15 protein-coding genes are annotated in these 16,146 nt (G+C 73.8%); 6 read left to right on the top strand and 9 right to left on the bottom strand.

What is annotated here, in order from left to right; genetic code table 11:
• The first annotated feature begins 114 nt into the window (after nucleotides 1–114).
• Nucleotides 115–2,847, top strand: a complete 2,733-nt coding sequence (locus PED38_RS07540; RefSeq protein WP_270980637.1) for a phosphoenolpyruvate carboxylase — start codon at nucleotides 115–117, stop codon at nucleotides 2,845–2,847.
• 727 nt (nucleotides 2,848–3,574) lie between these two features.
• Here the strand turns inward: PED38_RS07540 and PED38_RS07535 are convergent.
• A complete protein-coding gene (locus tag PED38_RS07535) occupies nucleotides 3,575–4,078 on the bottom strand; it encodes a helix-turn-helix domain-containing protein (protein WP_270980635.1) in 504 nt (167 codons plus the stop codon).
• 194 nt (nucleotides 4,079–4,272) lie between these two features.
• Between PED38_RS07535 and PED38_RS07530 the strand changes: the two genes are divergently transcribed.
• Nucleotides 4,273–4,521: a hypothetical protein gene (locus tag PED38_RS07530; protein WP_270980634.1), complete on the top strand. Its 249-nt coding sequence runs from the start codon at nucleotides 4,273–4,275 to the stop codon at nucleotides 4,519–4,521.
• Nucleotides 4,522–4,545: 24 nt separating this feature from the next.
• Here the strand turns inward: PED38_RS07530 and PED38_RS07525 are convergent, their stop codons facing one another.
• From PED38_RS07525 to PED38_RS07515, 3 genes are all read right to left on the bottom strand, one after another.
• Nucleotides 4,546–5,655, bottom strand: a complete 1,110-nt coding sequence (locus PED38_RS07525) for a threonine aldolase family protein (RefSeq protein ID WP_270980633.1) — start codon at nucleotides 5,653–5,655, stop codon at nucleotides 4,546–4,548.
• A 48-nt stretch (nucleotides 5,656–5,703) separates the two neighbouring features.
• Nucleotides 5,704–6,360 carry an NUDIX domain-containing protein gene (locus tag PED38_RS07520; RefSeq protein WP_270980631.1) on the bottom strand — a complete coding sequence of 219 codons (657 nt, stop codon included), beginning with the start codon at nucleotides 6,358–6,360 and terminating at the stop codon, nucleotides 5,704–5,706.
• Between the two features lie 136 nt (nucleotides 6,361–6,496).
• Nucleotides 6,497–7,765 (bottom strand): NAD(P)/FAD-dependent oxidoreductase, encoded by a 1,269-nt coding sequence (locus PED38_RS07515; protein ID WP_270980629.1) that lies wholly within the window; start codon nucleotides 7,763–7,765, stop codon nucleotides 6,497–6,499.
• Between the two features lie 272 nt (nucleotides 7,766–8,037).
• Between PED38_RS07515 and PED38_RS07510 the strand changes: the two genes are divergently transcribed.
• The 3 genes from PED38_RS07510 to PED38_RS07500 all read left to right on the top strand — a co-directional run bounded on the left by PED38_RS07510 (nucleotide 8,038) and on the right by PED38_RS07500 (nucleotide 10,365).
• Nucleotides 8,038–8,487, top strand: coding sequence for an Asp23/Gls24 family envelope stress response protein (locus PED38_RS07510; RefSeq protein ID WP_270980628.1), 450 nt, complete (start codon nucleotides 8,038–8,040; stop codon nucleotides 8,485–8,487).
• A 107-nt stretch (nucleotides 8,488–8,594) separates the two neighbouring features.
• The gene (gene aqpZ / locus PED38_RS07505; RefSeq protein WP_270980627.1) at nucleotides 8,595–9,413 is read left to right on the top strand and encodes an aquaporin Z; all 819 of its coding nucleotides are present in this window, start codon (nucleotides 8,595–8,597) and stop codon (nucleotides 9,411–9,413) included.
• A 94-nt stretch (nucleotides 9,414–9,507) separates the two neighbouring features.
• Nucleotides 9,508–10,365, top strand: a complete 858-nt coding sequence (locus tag PED38_RS07500) for an Asp23/Gls24 family envelope stress response protein (protein ID WP_270980626.1) — start codon at nucleotides 9,508–9,510, stop codon at nucleotides 10,363–10,365.
• A 72-nt stretch (nucleotides 10,366–10,437) separates the two neighbouring features.
• Here PED38_RS07500 and PED38_RS07495 read toward each other — a convergent pair whose 3' ends face one another.
• The 3 genes from PED38_RS07495 to PED38_RS07485 form a co-directional block, all read right to left on the bottom strand.
• A complete protein-coding gene (locus PED38_RS07495) occupies nucleotides 10,438–10,986 on the bottom strand; it encodes a septum formation family protein (protein ID WP_270980625.1) in 549 nt (182 codons plus the stop codon).
• Nucleotides 10,987–11,184: 198 nt separating this feature from the next.
• Complete coding sequence (locus tag PED38_RS07490; RefSeq protein WP_063070455.1) at nucleotides 11,185–12,252, bottom strand: ABC transporter permease; 1,068 nt, start codon at nucleotides 12,250–12,252, stop codon at nucleotides 11,185–11,187.
• Nucleotides 12,253–12,326: 74 nt separating this feature from the next.
• Nucleotides 12,327–13,208, bottom strand: a complete 882-nt coding sequence (locus PED38_RS07485) for an ABC transporter ATP-binding protein (RefSeq protein ID WP_270980624.1) — start codon at nucleotides 13,206–13,208, stop codon at nucleotides 12,327–12,329.
• A 177-nt stretch (nucleotides 13,209–13,385) separates the two neighbouring features.
• Here PED38_RS07485 and PED38_RS07480 point away from each other — a divergent pair, with 177 nt between their 5' ends.
• Complete coding sequence (locus PED38_RS07480; RefSeq protein WP_063070416.1) at nucleotides 13,386–13,808, top strand: hypothetical protein; 423 nt, start codon at nucleotides 13,386–13,388, stop codon at nucleotides 13,806–13,808.
• A gap of 28 nt (nucleotides 13,809–13,836) precedes the next feature.
• Here the strand turns inward: PED38_RS07480 and PED38_RS07475 are convergent, their stop codons facing one another.
• On the bottom strand, nucleotides 13,837–14,619 hold the full coding sequence (locus tag PED38_RS07475) for a response regulator (protein ID WP_270980622.1): 783 nt from the start codon (nucleotides 14,617–14,619) through the stop codon (nucleotides 13,837–13,839).
• Nucleotides 14,616–16,142: a sensor histidine kinase gene (locus tag PED38_RS07470; RefSeq protein WP_270980620.1), complete on the bottom strand. Its 1,527-nt coding sequence runs from the start codon at nucleotides 16,140–16,142 to the stop codon at nucleotides 14,616–14,618. The genes PED38_RS07475 and PED38_RS07470 overlap by 4 nt, the downstream gene beginning before the upstream one ends.
• Between the last annotated feature and the right edge of the window lie 4 nt (nucleotides 16,143–16,146).

The raw sequence follows: 16,146 nt of genomic DNA, 5'->3' as shown, positions 1-16,146 counted from the left end.
CGGCCGCCCGATCCGTCGTCCGGCCGCTCCTCCCCAGGCGGATCCGCGGTCGGAGCGCCCGTCCTCGGACGTCATGCGCAGGATCCGCCGCGCGCTGTCCGTATCCTCGACTCCGTGACGACTCCCCCGAAGAAGCCGCTTCCCCTCGAGCACGACTCCACCCGCGACGGCACCCGCGACGCCGTGGAGCCCGCTCTCCGCTCGGACGTCAGCCACCTCGGCGGCCTCCTCGGCCAGGTGCTCCGCGAGTCCGGCGGCCAGGATCTGCTGGACGACGTGGAGCGGCTCCGCGAGCTGGTCATCGACGCGTACGAGAGCGCGCGCGACGCGTCCATCGACGACGCCGAGCGGCTCGTCGCCACCTTCACGCCCGAGCGCGCCGAGCAGGTCGCCCGCGCGTTCACCTGCTACTTCCATCTCGCGAACCTCGCCGAGGAGCACCACCGCGTGCGCGTCCTCCGCGAGCGCGAGGCGGCGTCGGGCTTCGTGCCCGACTCCATCCCGGATGCGGTCGGCAAGCTCACCGCGGAGCTCGGCCGCGAGGAGGCCATGCGCCGCCTCGGCGAGATGCGGTTCCACCCGGTGCTCACGGCGCACCCCACCGAGGCCCGGCGTCGGGCGGTGGCCACGGGGATCCGCCGCATCGGCGACCTCCTCACCGAGCGCGACGGCGCCATGGCCGGCACGCTCACGGGCCAGGACGTCGACCGGCGGCTGCTCGAGGAGATCGACGGCCTGTGGCGCACGTCGCCGCTGCGCACCACCCGGCCCACCCCGCTCGACGAGGTGCGCACGGCCATGGGCGTCTTCGACCAGACGCTGTTCGAGGTCGTGCCGCGCGTCTACCGGCTGCTCGACGACTGGCTGCTCGGCGAGGAGGCCGGCGTGCGCGACGCCGTGGCGCCCGCCTTCTTCCGGCTCGGCAACTGGATCGCCGCGGATCGCGACGGCAACCCGTACGTCACCGCGGCGGTCACCGAGGAGGCCGCGGGCATCGCCAGCGAGCACATCCTGCTCGGGCTCGAGCGCGTCGCCCTCCGCGTCGGCCGCTCCCTCACGCTCGGCGACGCCGACACCCCGCCGAGCCCCGAGCTCCGCGAGCTGGCCGCCGCGCAGGACGCGCTCGCGCCGCACCTCACCGCCCGCATCGGCACGCGCGCGCCGGCCGAGCTGCACCGCCGCGTGCTCCTCGTCATCGCCGGCCGCCTCGCCGCCACGCGCGAGCGCCACGACGATCCCATCGCCTACCCGTCCGCCGCCGAGCTGCTGGCCGACCTCCGCGTGCTCCAGGCGTCGCTCCGCAGCGCCGGCGCGCACCGCATCGCGGGCGGCGAGCTGCAGGGCCTCGTCTGGCAGGCGGAGACCTTCGGCTTCCACCTCGCCGAGATGGAGGTGCGCCAGCACTCGCAGGTGCACCGCGAGGCCCTCCGCGAGGTGCTCGCCGTGGCCTCGGCCGATGCATCCGGCGACCAGGCGCCCGAGCTCGCGCCCATGACGGTGGAGGTGCTCGACGTCTTCCGCACGCTCGCCCGCCTGCAGGAGCGGCACGGCGTCGCGCCGTTCTCCCGCTTCATCGTCTCGTTCACGCAGTCGGCCGACGACATCCGCACGGTGCACGAGCTGGCCGCGCTCGCCCTCGGCTCCGCGGAGGAGGCGCCCGTCCTCGACGTCATCCCGCTGTTCGAGACGTTCGCGGACCTGAACGCGAGCACCGAGATCCTCGACGGCATGATCCGCCTGCCCCAGGTCGCGGCCCGCCTCGCGCAGACGGGCCGGAAGCTCGAGGTCATGCTCGGCTACTCCGACTCCTCCAAGGACGTCGGCCCGGTGTCGGCGACCTTCGCGCTGTTCGACGCGCAGGCGCGCATCGCCGCGTGGGCACGCGAGAACGACATCGAGCTCACGCTCTTCCACGGCCGTGGCGGAGCCCTCGGCCGCGGTGGCGGACCGGCCGACCGCGCCGTGCGGGCCCAGCCGCCGGGATCCGTCGACGGCCGCTTCAAGCTCACCGAGCAGGGCGAGGTGATCTTCGCCCACTACGGCGACAAGCGCATCGCCGCCCGCCACATCGAGCAGATGGCCGCGGCCACGCTGCTGGCGTCCGCGCCCTCGAACGAGGAGCGCAACGCGGTCGCCGCCGAGGGATCCGCCGAGATGGTCCGCGTCATGGACGAGGCCTCGCGCGCCCGCTTCTTCGAGCTCGTGAAGGCGCCCGGCTTCGCGCCGTGGTTCGCGCAGGTCACGCCCATGGAGGAGATCGGGCTGCTGGCGCTCGGCTCCCGGCCCGCCCGCCGCGGCCTGTCGGTCGAGTCGCTGGAGGACCTGCGGGCCATCCCGTGGGTGTTCGCGTGGACGCAGGCGCGCATCAACCTCACGGGCTGGTTCGGGCTCGGCTCCGCGCTCGCCGCCGTGGGCGACGAGGCGGTGCTCCGCAGGGCCTACGACGAGTGGCCGCTGTTCACGTCGATGATCGACAACGTCGAGATGTCGCTCGCCAAGACCGACGGCCGCCTCGCGGAGCGCTACCTCGCGCTCGGCGACCGACCGGATCTCGCGGCGCTCGTCACCGAGGAGATGGAGCTCACGCGCGAGTGGGTGCGGAAGGCGACCGGCCGCGGCGAGATCCTCGAGGGCCGGCCGGTGCTGCGCCGCGCGGTGCGCCTCCGGAGTCCGTACGTCGACGCGCTCTCGCTGCTGCAGCTGCGGGCCCTGCGCGCGCTGCGCACGTCGGCCTCTGAAGCGGCGGGCCAGGGCGCTCCCGGCCAGGCCGACCCGACGGATCCGGACCACCGGCTCCTGCTGCTCACCGTCAACGGCATCGCGGCGGGGCTGCAGAACACGGGGTGACGCGCGATCACGTCGGAGCGGTTGCCGGCATCGAGCTGAGACCCGCGATTCCGCGGCCGCTGCCCGACCTGGCAGTGGACCGGGAGGGATGGCGAGCACGTTCGTCCGCTGCCCTGCGGTAGGCGCCCACCCGGCAGCGCCAAGCGGCCGCGCGCCCGCTTGCAGGGGATGCCGAACGAGGGTCATGCTTGCCTGGTGTGGAGGTCGCGGAAGAACAGCGGTAGCGGGACGCCCCCGGCGCCTGGCGAAGTCTGGATCGTCTTGCAGGATGAGTCGCCCCACAACACGGTGCTCGGTGTCTTCGCACGCGAGCCCGAGGCTTCGCAGTTCGCCGACGAGGTGGAAGCGCGGTTCCCGCAGGGTGTCATCTACACGCGCTTCCGAGTCGGCTATCGCTATGACCGCGGGCCGGGTCACGTGGAGTTCGGGCCGGCCGGAGACTAGCCCGGACGTCAGCGGGGGCCGTGAGGCGCCCGCCGACTCGCTTCACGGGTTGGTGCCGCAGGGAAGCTCGGCTTCCTCGTAGGCGGACGCAGCGCCAGTGCTGCCAGTCGGGAACGTGCCCGTACTGCGACCCGCAGTCGGCAAGGCGCATCTTCGGAGGCCGGAGGGGCGAGCCGGTGACATCGGCATCCCACCGTGGCCGACGTCGAGCGGACGAAGCCATGCCCATGGAGTCGTGCAGCGCGGCTCCATCAGGAGCGTGACCTGCTCGCGCACGCGAGCATCAGGTCCGACCGTCACGCGTCCGCTGCGTGCGGTCGCGCGAGAGCGGGAATCGGCGATCCAGGCGCGGACTGAGGACCACGAGGAACAGGAACACCGCGAGCAGCCATCCGGCGATCCAGTAGGCGGGGATGATGTAGATCGCGTGGTTCGCGAACGCGTCCGTCGTGATGCCGACGATCACGGCGATCGTGAGCAGCGCGCCGACGCCGTAGTAGAGGGCTTCGAGCCCGTCGGTGATCGTGTCGCGGCGTTCCTGCTGCCGCGCGGCGCTGGTGTCGGGGGCGGTGACGGCGCGTCCGTGGTCGCTCTCGTCGAGGGTGGCGGACAGGTCGCCCACCGGCACGTCGAGAGCGTTCGCGACACGCGTGAGCGTGTCGAGGCTGGCGTCGTTGCCGGCTTCGAGGCGCTGCACCGTGCGGACGGTGATGCCGCTGGCCTCGGCCAGGCGTTCCTGGGTCCAGCCGCGCTGCGTGCGGAGGTCGACGATCCGTGTCCCGTTCATGGTCTCCACAGTAGGGACGGGCCCCCGGCGCCGGCCACGACATCGACCCGACGACGGCCCGACATCCACCCGACAGCGTGCGCAGGGCGAGCCCGCCCCGCGCGATGAAGCGCGGCGACCCGGGAGATGCGTCCCCTGAGGGATCGATCGAGACGCGACGGTGAGTCTCGATGCTCTTCTGGCAGAGTCGACACATGGCTGACGAGGTGCACATCGACCGGGGAGCCGAAGGAGGACCGCGGACATCGGGCCGCGCATCCGTCGGGCAGTCGATGACCCTCATGGTGATCGCCGTGTTCCTCGCCGCGGGGGTCCAGGCCTTCTCGGGCCTGGAGCTGCTACCGCGTCTGGCTCTCGGAGCGGGCGTCGTGCTCGTCGTCACGTTCGTCGGGTTCCGGATCATCCGACGGCGGAACCTCCGGGCCGGGAGGCCTCGTCCCTGACGAGCTCGTGCAGGGGGCTGCGGCCTACCCCGCCCCGACCTCCCGGCGGATCGCCGCCGCGAAGCGGTCGATGTCGTCCTCGGTGGTGTCGAAGGAGCACATCCAGCGCACCTCGCGGCGGGCCGGGTCCCAGTCGTAGAAGCGGAACTCGCTGCGGAGGCGGTCGGCGACGCCCTCGGGGAGGATCGCGAAGAGGCCGTTCGCCTGCGTCTCCTGCGTGAACTCGACGCCGTCCACGCCGTCGAGCGCGGACCGGAGGCGCGCGGCCATGCCGTTCGCGTGGCGGGCGGAGCGGAGGTAGAGCGGCACGCCGTCGACCTCGGATCCGAGGAGCGCTAGCAGCTGCGCGCTCACGAACCGCATCTTCGAGGCGAGCTGCATGTTGAGCTTGCGGAGGTAGGTGAGGCCCTCGGACGCCTCCGGATCGAGCACCACGATCGCCTCGCCGTAGAGCAGGCCGTTCTTGGTGCCGCCGAAGCTGACGACGTCGACGCCGGCGTCCGACGTGAAGGCCCGGAACGGCGCGTCCAGCGTGGCCGCCGCGTTGGAGAGGCGGGCGCCGTCCATGTGCAGGCGCATGCCGCGCTCGTGGGCGTGGTCGGCGATCGCCCGCACCTCGGCCGGCGTGTAGACGGTGCCGAGCTCGGTGGTCTGCGTGATGCTCACGGCGAGCGGCTGCGCGCGGTGCTCGTCGCCCCAGCCCCACGCCTCGCGGTCGATGAGCTCGGGCGTGAGCTTCCCGTCCTCGGTGGGCACCTGGAGGAGCTTGATCCCGGCGACGCGCTCGGGGGCGCCGCCCTCGTCGGTGTTGATGTGCGCGGTGGTCGCGCAGACGACCGCACCCCAGCGGGGCAGCATCGAGAGGAGACCCGTGACGTTCGCGCCCGTGCCGTTGAAGACGGGGAACGCCTCGGCGCCGTGGCCGAAGTGCTCGCCGACGACCTCCTGGAGGCGGGCCGTGTAGGCGTCGCCGCCGTACGCGACCTGGTGCCCGCCGTTCGCGGCCGCGATGGCCTCGAGCACCTCGGGGTGGATCCCGGAGTAGTTGTCGGAGGCGAACCCGCGGGCGGCGGTGTCGTGGAGGCGGAGGGGGGAGGCGGGGGAGGCGGCGCTGGCGTCGGTCACGGTGTCCATCCTCGCCTACCGGCCGTGCCGCCCGTGCGCGTCCGCCTACGCGTCCACCTACCCCGGGAACCCGTGCAGCGCCACGTGCTGGAGGAGGATCACCGTCTTGCCGTCGGCGATGCGGCCGTCGGCGATCATCGCGAGCGCTTCGTCGAGCGTCACCTCGATGCGCTCGATGTCCTCGCCCTCCTCGGCCACGCCGCCGCCCGCGCCCACGACGTCGGCGGGAGCGTACGCGGCGAGGTAGTGGTGCACGCGCTCGGTGACGGATCCGGGGCTCATGAACAGGTCGAACAGGTGCGTGAGCGCGACGACCTCGACGCCCAGCTCCTCGCGGGCCTCGCGGCGGATCGCGTCCTCGGGGGAGTCCTCGTCGAGGAGGCCGGCCGCCGCCTCGATCAGCATGCCGTCGGGGTGGCCGTTGACGTAGGCGGGGAAGCGGAACTGGCGGGTGAGGAGGATCCGGTGCGTGTCGGCCGCGTAGAGCAGCACGGTCGCGCCGTCCCCGCGGTCGTACGTCTCGCGCTGCTGCTCCTGCCAGGATCCGTCGCGCAGCCGCAGGTCGAGCGTGGTCCGGCGGAGCACGTGCCAGCCGTCGGAGGTGACCTCGACGCGCTTCACGACCACGTCGGGGTTCCGGTCGAGGTCCGTCCCGCGGAGCTGGAGGCCGGTGCGGCCCCGGGAGTCGGGCACGGTCTCACCGGGGCGCGTCATGGGGCGATCCTCCCGGGGCGGGGGCGCGCGGCGCGTCCCCCGGAGGGCGGATCCGCGGGCGGCGACGGCGGGTCGGCGGCGGGACCGGGCCCGGATCAGGCCCGGTGCGACCAGCGGAGGGGCCGGCGCCCGCGGATCAGGCGCGGCCCTGCAGGATCAGGTTCCAGTACACCCACGGCAGCACGTACCGGTCGGCGAGGAACGTGATGCGGCGCTCCTTCGCGAGTCCCTTCCAGCCCGGGATCGTGGGCTTCGGGCGGTAGCGGTCGTCGAACTCCGCGAAGACCACCGTGGAGCGCGAGACGACGAACGGGCACACCGAGTACCCGTCGTAGACCTGCGGCAGGGGCTCGCCCTTGAGTGCGGCGACGAGGTTCTTCGCGACCGTGGTGGTCTGCTGGCGGAGCGCGCCGCCGGACTTCGAGTTCGTGGTGGCCGCCGCGTCGCCGAGCGCCCACACGTCCGGGAAGCGCGGGTGGCGGAGGGTGAGCGGATCCACCTCGACGAAGCCGCCCGCGTCGCCGGGCGCCGCGAGGCCGGTGCCGGCGAGCCAGTCGGGCGCGGACTGCGGCGGCACCGCGTGCAGCACGTCGTAGGCGATCGTCTCGCGCTCGGCGCCGTCGAGGCCCTGCTGCGTGGCGTGGTCGGGCCCGAGGAGGGCGCGGGCGCGGTCGACGCCGGCGATCTCCACGGTGCGGGCGTCCGGATCCACGGCGACGAGCTCGCGCCCGTACCGCACCTCGATGCCGTACTCGGCGACCTTGCGCTCGAGCTCGGCGTCGATGAGCGGCATGCCGAACATGGTGGGTGTGGGGACGACCAGCACCACGCGGATGTCGTCGAGCACGCCGAGCGCGCGCCAGTGGTCGCACGCGAGGTACATGGGCTTCTGCGACGCGCCCGAGCAGGTGCCCGGGCCGTCGGGCTGCGTGAAGACCACCGTGCCGGAGCGCACGTCGCGCAGCACCTTCGAGGCCTTCGCGGCGTAGCGGTGCTCGTAGTTGGAGATGCCGACGGGCGAGTCCATCGCCTCGACGAGGCCGGGCACGCGATCCCAGTCCTTCTGGATGCCGGGGCAGACGACGAGCTGCCCGTACGACACCCGCGTGCCGGACGCGAGCGCGACCGTCTTCGCGACCGGGTCGATGCCGGCGACGCGATCCCGGATCCACGTGACGCCCTTCGGCGTGACGGACCCCTGCGGCCGCGTGGCCTGCGACGCGCGCGCGGTGCCGCCCGCGACGTGCGAGAACATCGGCTGGTAGTAGTGGGTGTCGCGCGGCTCGATGACCGCCACGTCGTCGACGCCGTACCTCCGGAGGCGCCCCGCGACCGAGAGACCCGCGTTCCCCCCGCCGATGACGACGACGTCGTGGTGCGGGGTGGTGCCGGGGGCAGCGGTCATGGGCTCAACCTAGGCCCGACCTGCGACATCCGTGCGGGCGTCGGCGGACGGGTCCGCCCCGCGTGCCTCCGCGCCCCGGCTCCTGGCCGGAAAGCGCACGCGCGCCGCCTCCCGCTGGCCGCGCAGCGAAGCGCGGCCGCTCCTGCCTGGAGGATCCCTGGACGTGTGAGACGAGCGGGGAGCCGTGGCCGTCTCCTTGACGTGCCGGTCACCGAGCCGGCGCCGTGATCCCCACGAGGGACCGCGTCCGTCCCATCACTCAGGAGCACCCCATGACCGACGTCACCCCCGCCACCACCAGCCGCAGCGCCGCGAAGCACACTCCCGCGGGCTCCACCTCGGGCACGAACACGATCGCCGACGGCGTCGTCGAGAAGGTGGCGGGCATCGCGGCCCGCCAGGTCCCCGGCGTCCACGACCTCGGCAACGGCGCCGCACGCGCCGTCGGCGCGATCCGCAACGTCATCGGCCAGCAGGACCGCGGTCAGGGCATCTCCGTCGAGGTCGGCGAGAAGCAGGTCGCGGCCGACGTCATCGTCGTCGCCGAGTACCCCGTCGCGCTGCAGGACCTCGCCGACCGCATCCGCGAGGCCGTCACCGACGCGATCTCCGAGGTCGTCGGCATGGACGTGACCGAGGTCAACGTCACCGTCTCCGACGTGCACATCCCCTCGGACGACGCGGACGAGGACGACGACTCCGCGAAGAGCCGCGTCCAGTAGCACCACCCGCGGGCGGGACCGGGCGAGACCCGGCCCCGCCGCCGCGCGGGCCGAAGCCGGTCCGCGCCTCCCACCGCAGCACCCCTCCGACACCGAGGACAGATCCGATGAGCACGTCCACCACCCCGGCGAAGGCCCCCCGCGACACGCCCGCCCAGGGCCGCGGCCAGAAGGCGGCCGCCGCCGGGAACCGCCCCTCCAACGCCGCCCGCTGGGGCGCCGAGGCGTTCGGCACCTTCCTCCTCGTCTTCGGCGGCGTCGGCACGGCGCTCTACGCGTCGGCCTTCCCCGACGAGGGCAACGCCACCGGCGTCGGCTTCCTCGGGGTCGCGCTCGCGTTCGGCCTCACCGTCATGGCGGGCGTCGCCGCGGTCGGCGGGATCTCCGGCGGGCACTTCAACCCGGCCGTCACCGTCGGCCTCGCGGTCGCCGGCCGCATCGGCTGGCGCGAGGTGCCCGGGTACGTCGTCGCGCAGCTCGTCGGCGGGATCCTCGCCTCCAGCGCTCTCGCGCTCATCGCCGCCGACGGCCCGGCGGGCTACCTCGCCTCGGCCCAGGACGCGGGCTTCGCCTCCAACGGCTTCGGCGACGCGTCGCCCGGCGGCTTCGGCCTCGGCGCGGTGCTGCTCATCGAGGTGATCCTGACGGCCGTCTTCGTCGCCGTGATCCTCGCGGTCACCGCCCAGAAGGCCTACGCGGCCGTGGCGCCGATCGTCATCGGGCTCACGCTCACCCTGATCCACCTCATCAGCATCCCGGTCAGCAACACGTCCGTGAACCCGGCCCGCTCGATCGCGGCCGCCGTCTACGGCGGGCCGGTCGCGCTCGGGGAGGTGTGGGCGTTCATCGTCGCGCCGCTCGTGGGCGCCGCGATCGCCGGGCTCGCGCACCGCGTGCTGACCCGCGCGGCCGACGTGCCCGCCTGATCCGCCCGCCCGCCTGCCTCTCCGCACGTCCAGCCGCCTGACCCGCACCAGCAGCACCCGCATCCGCATCCGCACCCACCGAAGGAGCACCGCCGTGAACGACGCCGCACCCGCCATCCGTCCCGTCGACCTGACCGGCATCGAGGCCGCGCACCCCGAGGGGGAGACCGCCGCGCAGCGCATCGGCGTCGCGGCGGACGAGACCGCCGCGGGCGTCACCGGCGTGCACCACCTCGGCGGATCGGCCGCGCGGGCCCTCGACGCCGCATCGCGGGCGATCCGCGGCACGAGCACGGGGCCCGGCGTCACCGTGTCGGAGGAGCAGGGCGGCACGGTGATCGACATCGACCTCGTGGTCGAGTACCCCGCGCCCGTGCAGGACGTGGTGGACCGGACCCGCGCGCAGGTCGCGCACGCTGCCCGGCAGATCGCACCCGGTCCGGTGCGCGTGAACATCCGCGTGACCGACGTGCACGGCCCGTTCGACGACGAGCAGTCGCCGGCGGGCGCCGCGCTCGAGCGGGCGGAGGACGCCGGGTCCGACGCGCTCGAGAAGGCGGAGGCGGCCGGGTCCGATGCGGCCGACCGCGTGCACGAGGCCTCGGTCGATGCCGCCGATCGCGCCCGGGACGCCGGGGACCGCGCGGGCGACACGGCGAGGGAGGTCGGATCCGAGCTCGCCGGCCGCGCGAGGGCCGTCGGCGCGGTGCTCGCGGACTCCGCGAAGGCTGATGTCGAGGACACTCGCGAGGCGGCCGCGGAGCGCGATGCGGACGCATCCACCCGAGACCGCTCCGTCGAGGACGATTCCACGGCCGCCGACTTCGACACCTACGCCGAGGCGGGTGCGGATGACCCGGACGACCCCGAGGTCCCCTTGGTCGTCGACGAGCGCGCCGACGGCACTACCCGCGTCGAGGTGGACGGCCCGGCTGCCGTCGGGCGGCCCTAGGAGCCGGCCTGCACGAGCCGGCCCGCGCGAGCCAGCCCGCGCGAGCCGCCTCGGCGAGGCGCGGAAAGCCCGCTAGCGCCCGATGCCCTTCAGCGAGCCGGTGGTCTTCCCCGCGGGATCGCCGACGAGGCATGTGACGGTGCGGTCGCCGGTCATCCAGCCCTCGGCGGTGGGCTGGTAGTACGTGTACTCGTAGGCCGAGTCCTGGTAGTCGAAGCCGATGAAGGAGTCGAAGCCCTTGCCGCACGCCTCGTCGGCCTGCGCGTCGACGGGGTCCGCGCCGGGGTAGTCGGACCCGCCCGTGAGGGTCACGTCGCGGTACGCCTCGAAGTCGTGCGGGTCGGAGCACGGCACAGTGCGCACGTCGTGCACCTCCTGCGAGGCCCCGTTCCCGGATTCGCTCGAGAGGCTGTCGACGAGCGACTGGTCCTCGATGCAGTCGCCCTGGCGCAGGTCGAACACGTCGGTCGAGCCGCTCGCGGTGATGGCGCCCTGCTCGTCGCGCTGCGCGTCGTGCGGGAGCAGATCGGCGAGCTGCGGCGAGCATCCGCTGAGCGCGGCGGCGACGAGGACGGCCGCGAGCGCGGTGGGCAGGGTGGTGCGGCGGGCAGCGGTGGCCATGGTGTCCTCGGGGTGGTGGAGCGGATCGGGTTCACCGTAGCGGGAGACGGGGTCGCCGCGTGCACGCTCGCCACGCCCGCGTCGTCAGCCGAAGCGCGCGCCGGCCGGCCGCGATCGGACGCACGCGCGCCCGGCCGCGTCCGCGGGGGAGCGGACGCGACCGGGCGGTCGTCGAGATGCGGCCGGGCCGCGCGGGCATCAGCCCTTCAGCGCGTCCTTCAGCTTCACGCGGCTGCCGGTGCGGAGCAGCGAGTTGCTGTAGATGCGGGATCCGAGGGCCACCACCACGGCGGTCGTCGCGATGAGCACGACGAGCGACACGAGCGGCTCCCACCACTCGGCGGTGCCGGTGAACAGGCGCAGCGGCATGCCCACCGGCGCCGAGACCGGGACGTACGACATGATCGTCATCACCGTGGGGTTGTCGTTGAAGAGGATGACCGCGAAGTACGGGATCATCACGAGGTAGGTGACCGGCATGGTCACCGCGCCCACGTCCTCCTGGCGCGACACGAGCGAGGCGGCCGCCGCGAACAGCGAGGCCAGCAGCACGAAGCCGAACAGGAAGAACACGACGAACCACAGCACCGACGGTCCGACGACCGCGAGGAGCGCCGTCTGGTCCGTCACGAGCAGGCCGACGCCGGACATCAGCGCGATGAGGGCGATCTGCGTGAACGCCAGGATGCTGTTGCCGAGCACCTTGCCGGCGAGCAGCGCGCGCACGGGGATCGTCGACATCAGCAGCTCCACCACGCGGGTCTGCTTCTCCTCCACGACGCTCTGGGCGATGATCTGCCCGAACGTGAGCGCCGAGATGAAGAACACGACGCCGAACACGACCGCCATCAGGTAGCCGATCGCGGGGTTGGTCGTCGGCTCCTGGAGCAGCTCGACGCGCGGCGCCTCCGTGAGCGCCTGCACGACGCCGTCGGGGGCGGAGGTGTCGCCGATCACGAGCACGGCGCCGTCGGCCGGGGCCGCGTCGTCGGGCACGACGGCCGCGTCCACGTCGCCGTCGCGCACCATCTGGCGCGCGTCCTCGACGCTGTCGGCGGGCACGCCCTCGAGGCCGGATGCGCGGTCGACCGCCTGCGTCGCCGCGCCGACCACGGCCACGCGCGTCGTGTCGCCCCCGGTCTCGCGGCCGGCGAGGAAGCCCGAGACGACGATGGAGGCGAGGACGCCGATCAGGAGGATCGCCGTGCTGATGAGGAACGACTTGCTGCGCAGGCGCATGCGCACCTCCCGGCCGGTGACGAGCATCGTCGACTGGCCGAACGTGGGGGCCTGGCCCCGGGCGTCGCCGCGGCTCGTGCTGGGCGCGGTGGACGTGGTGCTCACTGGACGACCTCCTGGAAGATCTCGCTGAGGGTGGGGCGGCGGCGCGTGAAGCTCGTGACGGATCCGCGGGAGACGGCCTCGGCGAGCACGCGCTGGCGCGCGGCGTCGTCGGCCTCGAAGAGCACGTAGCCGCCGTCGAACTCGACGACCTCGACGCCGGGCACGTCGCGCACCCATCCGCCGTCGCCGTCGATCTGCAGCTCCGTGAGGGGGCGGCTGTGCTCGTCGCGCAGCTGCTCGCGGTCGCCCGATGCGCGGATCCGGCCCTCGGCGATGACGACCACGTCGTCGCAGAGGCGCTCCACGATGTCGAGCTGGTGCGAGGAGAACAGCACGGGCACGCCCTGCGCGGCCCGCTCCGTGAGGACGCCGAGCACGTTCTCGACCGCGATCGGGTCGAGGCCCGAGAACGGCTCGTCGAGCACGAGCACCTCGGGGTCGTGCACGAGGCTCGCGGCGATCTGCGCGCGCTGCTGGTTGCCGAGCGACAGCGACTCGATGGCGTCGTTCCGGCGCTCGCCGAGGCCGAGCCGCTCGAGCAGGCGCTCGGTGCTCGTGGTCGCGTCGGACGCGGACATGCCGTGCAGGCGGCCGAGGTACACGATCTGCTCCTGCAGCTTCATCTTCGGGTACAGCCCGCGCTCCTCCGGCATGTAGCCGAACGTGCGGCGGCTCGAGGTGCCGAGGTCGGTGCCGTCGAGCGACACCGTCCCGGAATCGGGCGTGAGCACGCCGAGCATGATGCGCATGGTGGTGGTCTTGCCGGCGCCGTTGCCGCCGACGAAGCCGGTCAGCCTCCCCGGCCTGACGGCGAAGGACACGTCGTCGAGGACGCGGCGGTCCCCGAACGATCGCGTGACGTTGTGGACTTCGAGCACGGAGGGCCTCCTCGGTGGGCGTGGGTGATCCGTGCTACTCACGCTAGGTGCGGGGCTGCGCCGGGGAGTCCGCCATGAGGGGGAACCCGGAGGGGGACGGGACGGGGGCACGTGGACCCCCGATCTGGGGCGCCGCCGCGCCTGGCTCGACGCGGGCGCCGCTCCTAGGGTCGGACCATGCGCATCGCCACCGTCGTCCAGGCCGTCGCCGACGGGGTCGGCGCGGCCGGCCTCGTGCTCTTCGCGCTGATCGCCACCGACATCGGCACCCCGCCGCTGGCCCTGAGCGGGCTCGCGCTGGTGACGCTGTCGCTCGTCGTGCGGGTGGCCGCGCTCATCCAGGTGCGCCGCGGGCTCGAGCGCGTGGCCACGCGTCGCGGGGCGTGGCGCTGGTGGATCCACGCGCTCTGGCTCGTGCAGGCCGTCGCCTTCGTCGCGGGCCTGGTGCTCGCGCATTCGTCGGTCGGCCCCGTGGCCGCCGCCGTGCTCGCGGGCGTCGCGGTCGCCCTCGCGTCGGTCGCGCTCGCCGGGGGAGCCGCGCGGCAGCCCGGACGCCCGGCCGGCTTCGTGGACTCGGCCGCGATCACCGCCTACGCGTAGCGGGTTCTGCGGCGGCGTCCTCGGCGGATCAGCTCGCGCCCGGCACCACGATCCCGCGCTCGTACGCGAACACGACCGCCTGCACCCGGTCGCGCACGCCGAGCTTCAGCAGCAGGCGCGAGACGTGGGTCTTCACGGTGGCCTCGCCGAGGTAGAGACGCTCGGCGATCTCCGCGTTGGCGAGGCCCTCGGCGAGGAGGCGGAGCACCTCGAGCTCGCGGTCGGTGAGGGTCTGGACGCGCGGGTCGGTGGGGATCGCGGGCGTCGCGGCGGGGGCGGTCCCCTCGTCGGATCCGCGGGGTGCGTCGGGACCGTCCGATGCGCCGGATCCGCCGGGCGCTGCGGGTCCGCGGCCGAAGCGCTCGATGACCCGGCGCGTGACGTCGGGCGAGAGCAGCGCGTCTCCGCGCGCGATCACGTGCACGGCCTCCACGAGCGACTCGGGAGACGCGCTCTTCAGCACGAACCCGCTCGCGCCCGCGTCGAGCGCGGTGAAGAGGTAGTCCTCGCGGTCGAACGTGGTGAGCATGAGGACGCCCGCCCGGATCGCCGGGTCGGCGACGATGCGCCGCGTGGCCTCGAGGCCGTCGACGCGCGGCATCTGCACGTCCATGCAGATCACGTCGGGCGCGAGCGCGGCGGCCAGGCGCACGCCCTCCTCGCCGTCCGCGGCCTCGCCGACCACCTCGATGCCGTCCTCGCTCTCGAGGATCACGCGGAAGCCGGCGCGCACGAGCGCCTGGTCGTCGACGAGCAGGACACGGACGGCGGCGGATACGGCGGTGGTGGGGCCGGTCGGGTCGGCGGTCATGCGCGGGTCTCCTCGGGGACGGATGCGGGTTCGGGTGTGGATGCGGGCTCGATGAGGGACGCGGGTGCGGATGCGGCCTCCGGCTCGGAAGCGGGCGCGGGGACGGTCACGTCGATGGGCACCGGCATCGGCACGGGCGGCACGGCCAGGGCTGGCGACGTGGGCACCGAGGCGCGCACGAGGTAGCCGCCGCGAGCCTTCGGGCCGATCTCGATGGATCCGCCCACCGCCGCCACGCGCTCCCGCATGCCGCGCTGACCGAGCCCGCCGGGCCCGTTCCGCACGGGACCCGCCGCCGCCGAGGCCGCGGCCCCCGCGGGCCCGGCGTCGCTGACCTCCACCTCCACGCGGTCGGCGAGGTAGCGGAGGCGGAGGTCGACGCGCGCGCCCGTGCCCGCGTGCTTCCGCACGTTCGTGAGCGACTCCTGCGCGACCCGGTAGACGATGAGATCGACCGTGGGCGTGAGCGGCCGCGGGGTGCCGACGACGTCGAAGGCGACCTCGAGGCCCGCGCCGGACGCATCCGCCACGAGCTCGGGCAGTTGGCCGACGCCGCGGGTGGACGCGGTGCGGGTCGGGTCGGCGGCGTCGTCGTCGTGCCCGGCGGATCCCTGGCCGTCGTCCTCTTGCCGGAGCGCGACGAGCATGCGGTGCAGCTCCTCGATGGCGCTGCGCGCGTTGTCCTCGACGATGCCGAGGGAGGCGGCGGCCTTGTCGGCGTCCCGCGCGAGCACCCGGCGCGCGGCGCCCGCGTGCACGCCCATCACCGAGACGTGGTGGGCGACGACGTCGTGCAGCTCCCGCGCGATGCGCACCCGCTCGAGCGTGACCGCCTGTTCCGCGACCCGCTCCCGCTCCGTCGCCAGCTCGGCCGTGCGCGTCTCGAGCGCGCAGCGGTCGCGCGCCGACGCCCACGCGCGGTCGCCGAAGTACCAGGCGCCGCCGAAGTAGAGGAGGTTCGTGATGATGGAGATGAGGCCGGCGGCGACGGGCGCGGGGATCCAGGCGTCGGCGGGCGCGCGCTCGAACGTCGACCCGGCGAGCGAGTAGAAGCCCGAGGTCTGCAGCAGCGAGCCGAACAGCCACGCGAACATCGCGACGACGATGACGCCGCGCACGATGTTGGCTCGCAGGCGGTTCCTGCCCCAGGCGCCCAGCGAGTACATGGCGATGAACATGGCGATGTTGGAGAAGAGCACCTCCGGCACGAACTGGTATGCGCCGATGACGAAGGTCGCGCCGAGCACCAGCGTCACCGCCTCCGGCTGGAGGCGGCGGAAGGCGAGCGGGACGCACATCAGCACGATCCAGGCGGCGATGACCCACATCGCGGGCCGCGAGGGGTACATGCCGAGCGCGTAGTACTGCATGACGCTGAAGGTGGTGAGCACGAGCATCACCGCGGCGAGCATCAGGTCGAACCGCAGCCCCGCCCGCTCGGGTCGCGGGCGCACCCAGAACCGGTCGACGGGGTCGGGGGCGGCGTCCGGGGCGACGCCGGCGCGGGCGGAGGGGGCGCTCATCCGG

Source organism: Clavibacter sp. CT19 (assembly GCF_027858075.1).
Classification (GTDB): Bacteria; Actinomycetota; Actinomycetes; order Actinomycetales; family Microbacteriaceae; genus Clavibacter; species Clavibacter tessellarius_A.
The sequence above is the reverse complement of the archived record's forward strand: the minus strand, read 5'-3'. Positions and strand labels throughout refer to the sequence as shown.

What these genes read in the sequence shown, in the direction of transcription:
- PED38_RS07535 (WP_270980635.1), bottom strand. Translation starts at nt 4,078, where the DNA reads ATGAACGGGACACGGATCGTCGACCTCCGCACGCAGCGCGGCTGGACC.
- PED38_RS07530 (WP_270980634.1), top strand. Translation starts at nt 4,273, where the DNA reads ATGGCTGACGAGGTGCACATCGACCGGGGAGCCGAAGGAGGACCGCGG.
- PED38_RS07525 (WP_270980633.1), bottom strand. Translation starts at nt 5,655, where the DNA reads ATGGACACCGTGACCGACGCCAGCGCCGCCTCCCCCGCCTCCCCCCTC.
- PED38_RS07520 (WP_270980631.1), bottom strand. Translation starts at nt 6,360, where the DNA reads ATGACGCGCCCCGGTGAGACCGTGCCCGACTCCCGGGGCCGCACCGGC.
- PED38_RS07515 (WP_270980629.1), bottom strand. Translation starts at nt 7,765, where the DNA reads ATGACCGCTGCCCCCGGCACCACCCCGCACCACGACGTCGTCGTCATC.
- PED38_RS07510 (WP_270980628.1), top strand. Translation starts at nt 8,038, where the DNA reads ATGACCGACGTCACCCCCGCCACCACCAGCCGCAGCGCCGCGAAGCAC.
- aqpZ (WP_270980627.1), top strand. Translation starts at nt 8,595, where the DNA reads ATGAGCACGTCCACCACCCCGGCGAAGGCCCCCCGCGACACGCCCGCC.
- PED38_RS07495 (WP_270980625.1), bottom strand. Translation starts at nt 10,986, where the DNA reads ATGGCCACCGCTGCCCGCCGCACCACCCTGCCCACCGCGCTCGCGGCC.
- PED38_RS07490 (WP_063070455.1), bottom strand. Translation starts at nt 12,252, where the DNA reads ATGCTCGTCACCGGCCGGGAGGTGCGCATGCGCCTGCGCAGCAAGTCG.
- PED38_RS07480 (WP_063070416.1), top strand. Translation starts at nt 13,386, where the DNA reads ATGCGCATCGCCACCGTCGTCCAGGCCGTCGCCGACGGGGTCGGCGCG.
- PED38_RS07475 (WP_270980622.1), bottom strand. Translation starts at nt 14,619, where the DNA reads ATGACCGCCGACCCGACCGGCCCCACCACCGCCGTATCCGCCGCCGTC.
- PED38_RS07470 (WP_270980620.1), bottom strand. Translation starts at nt 16,142, where the DNA reads ATGAGCGCCCCCTCCGCCCGCGCCGGCGTCGCCCCGGACGCCGCCCCC.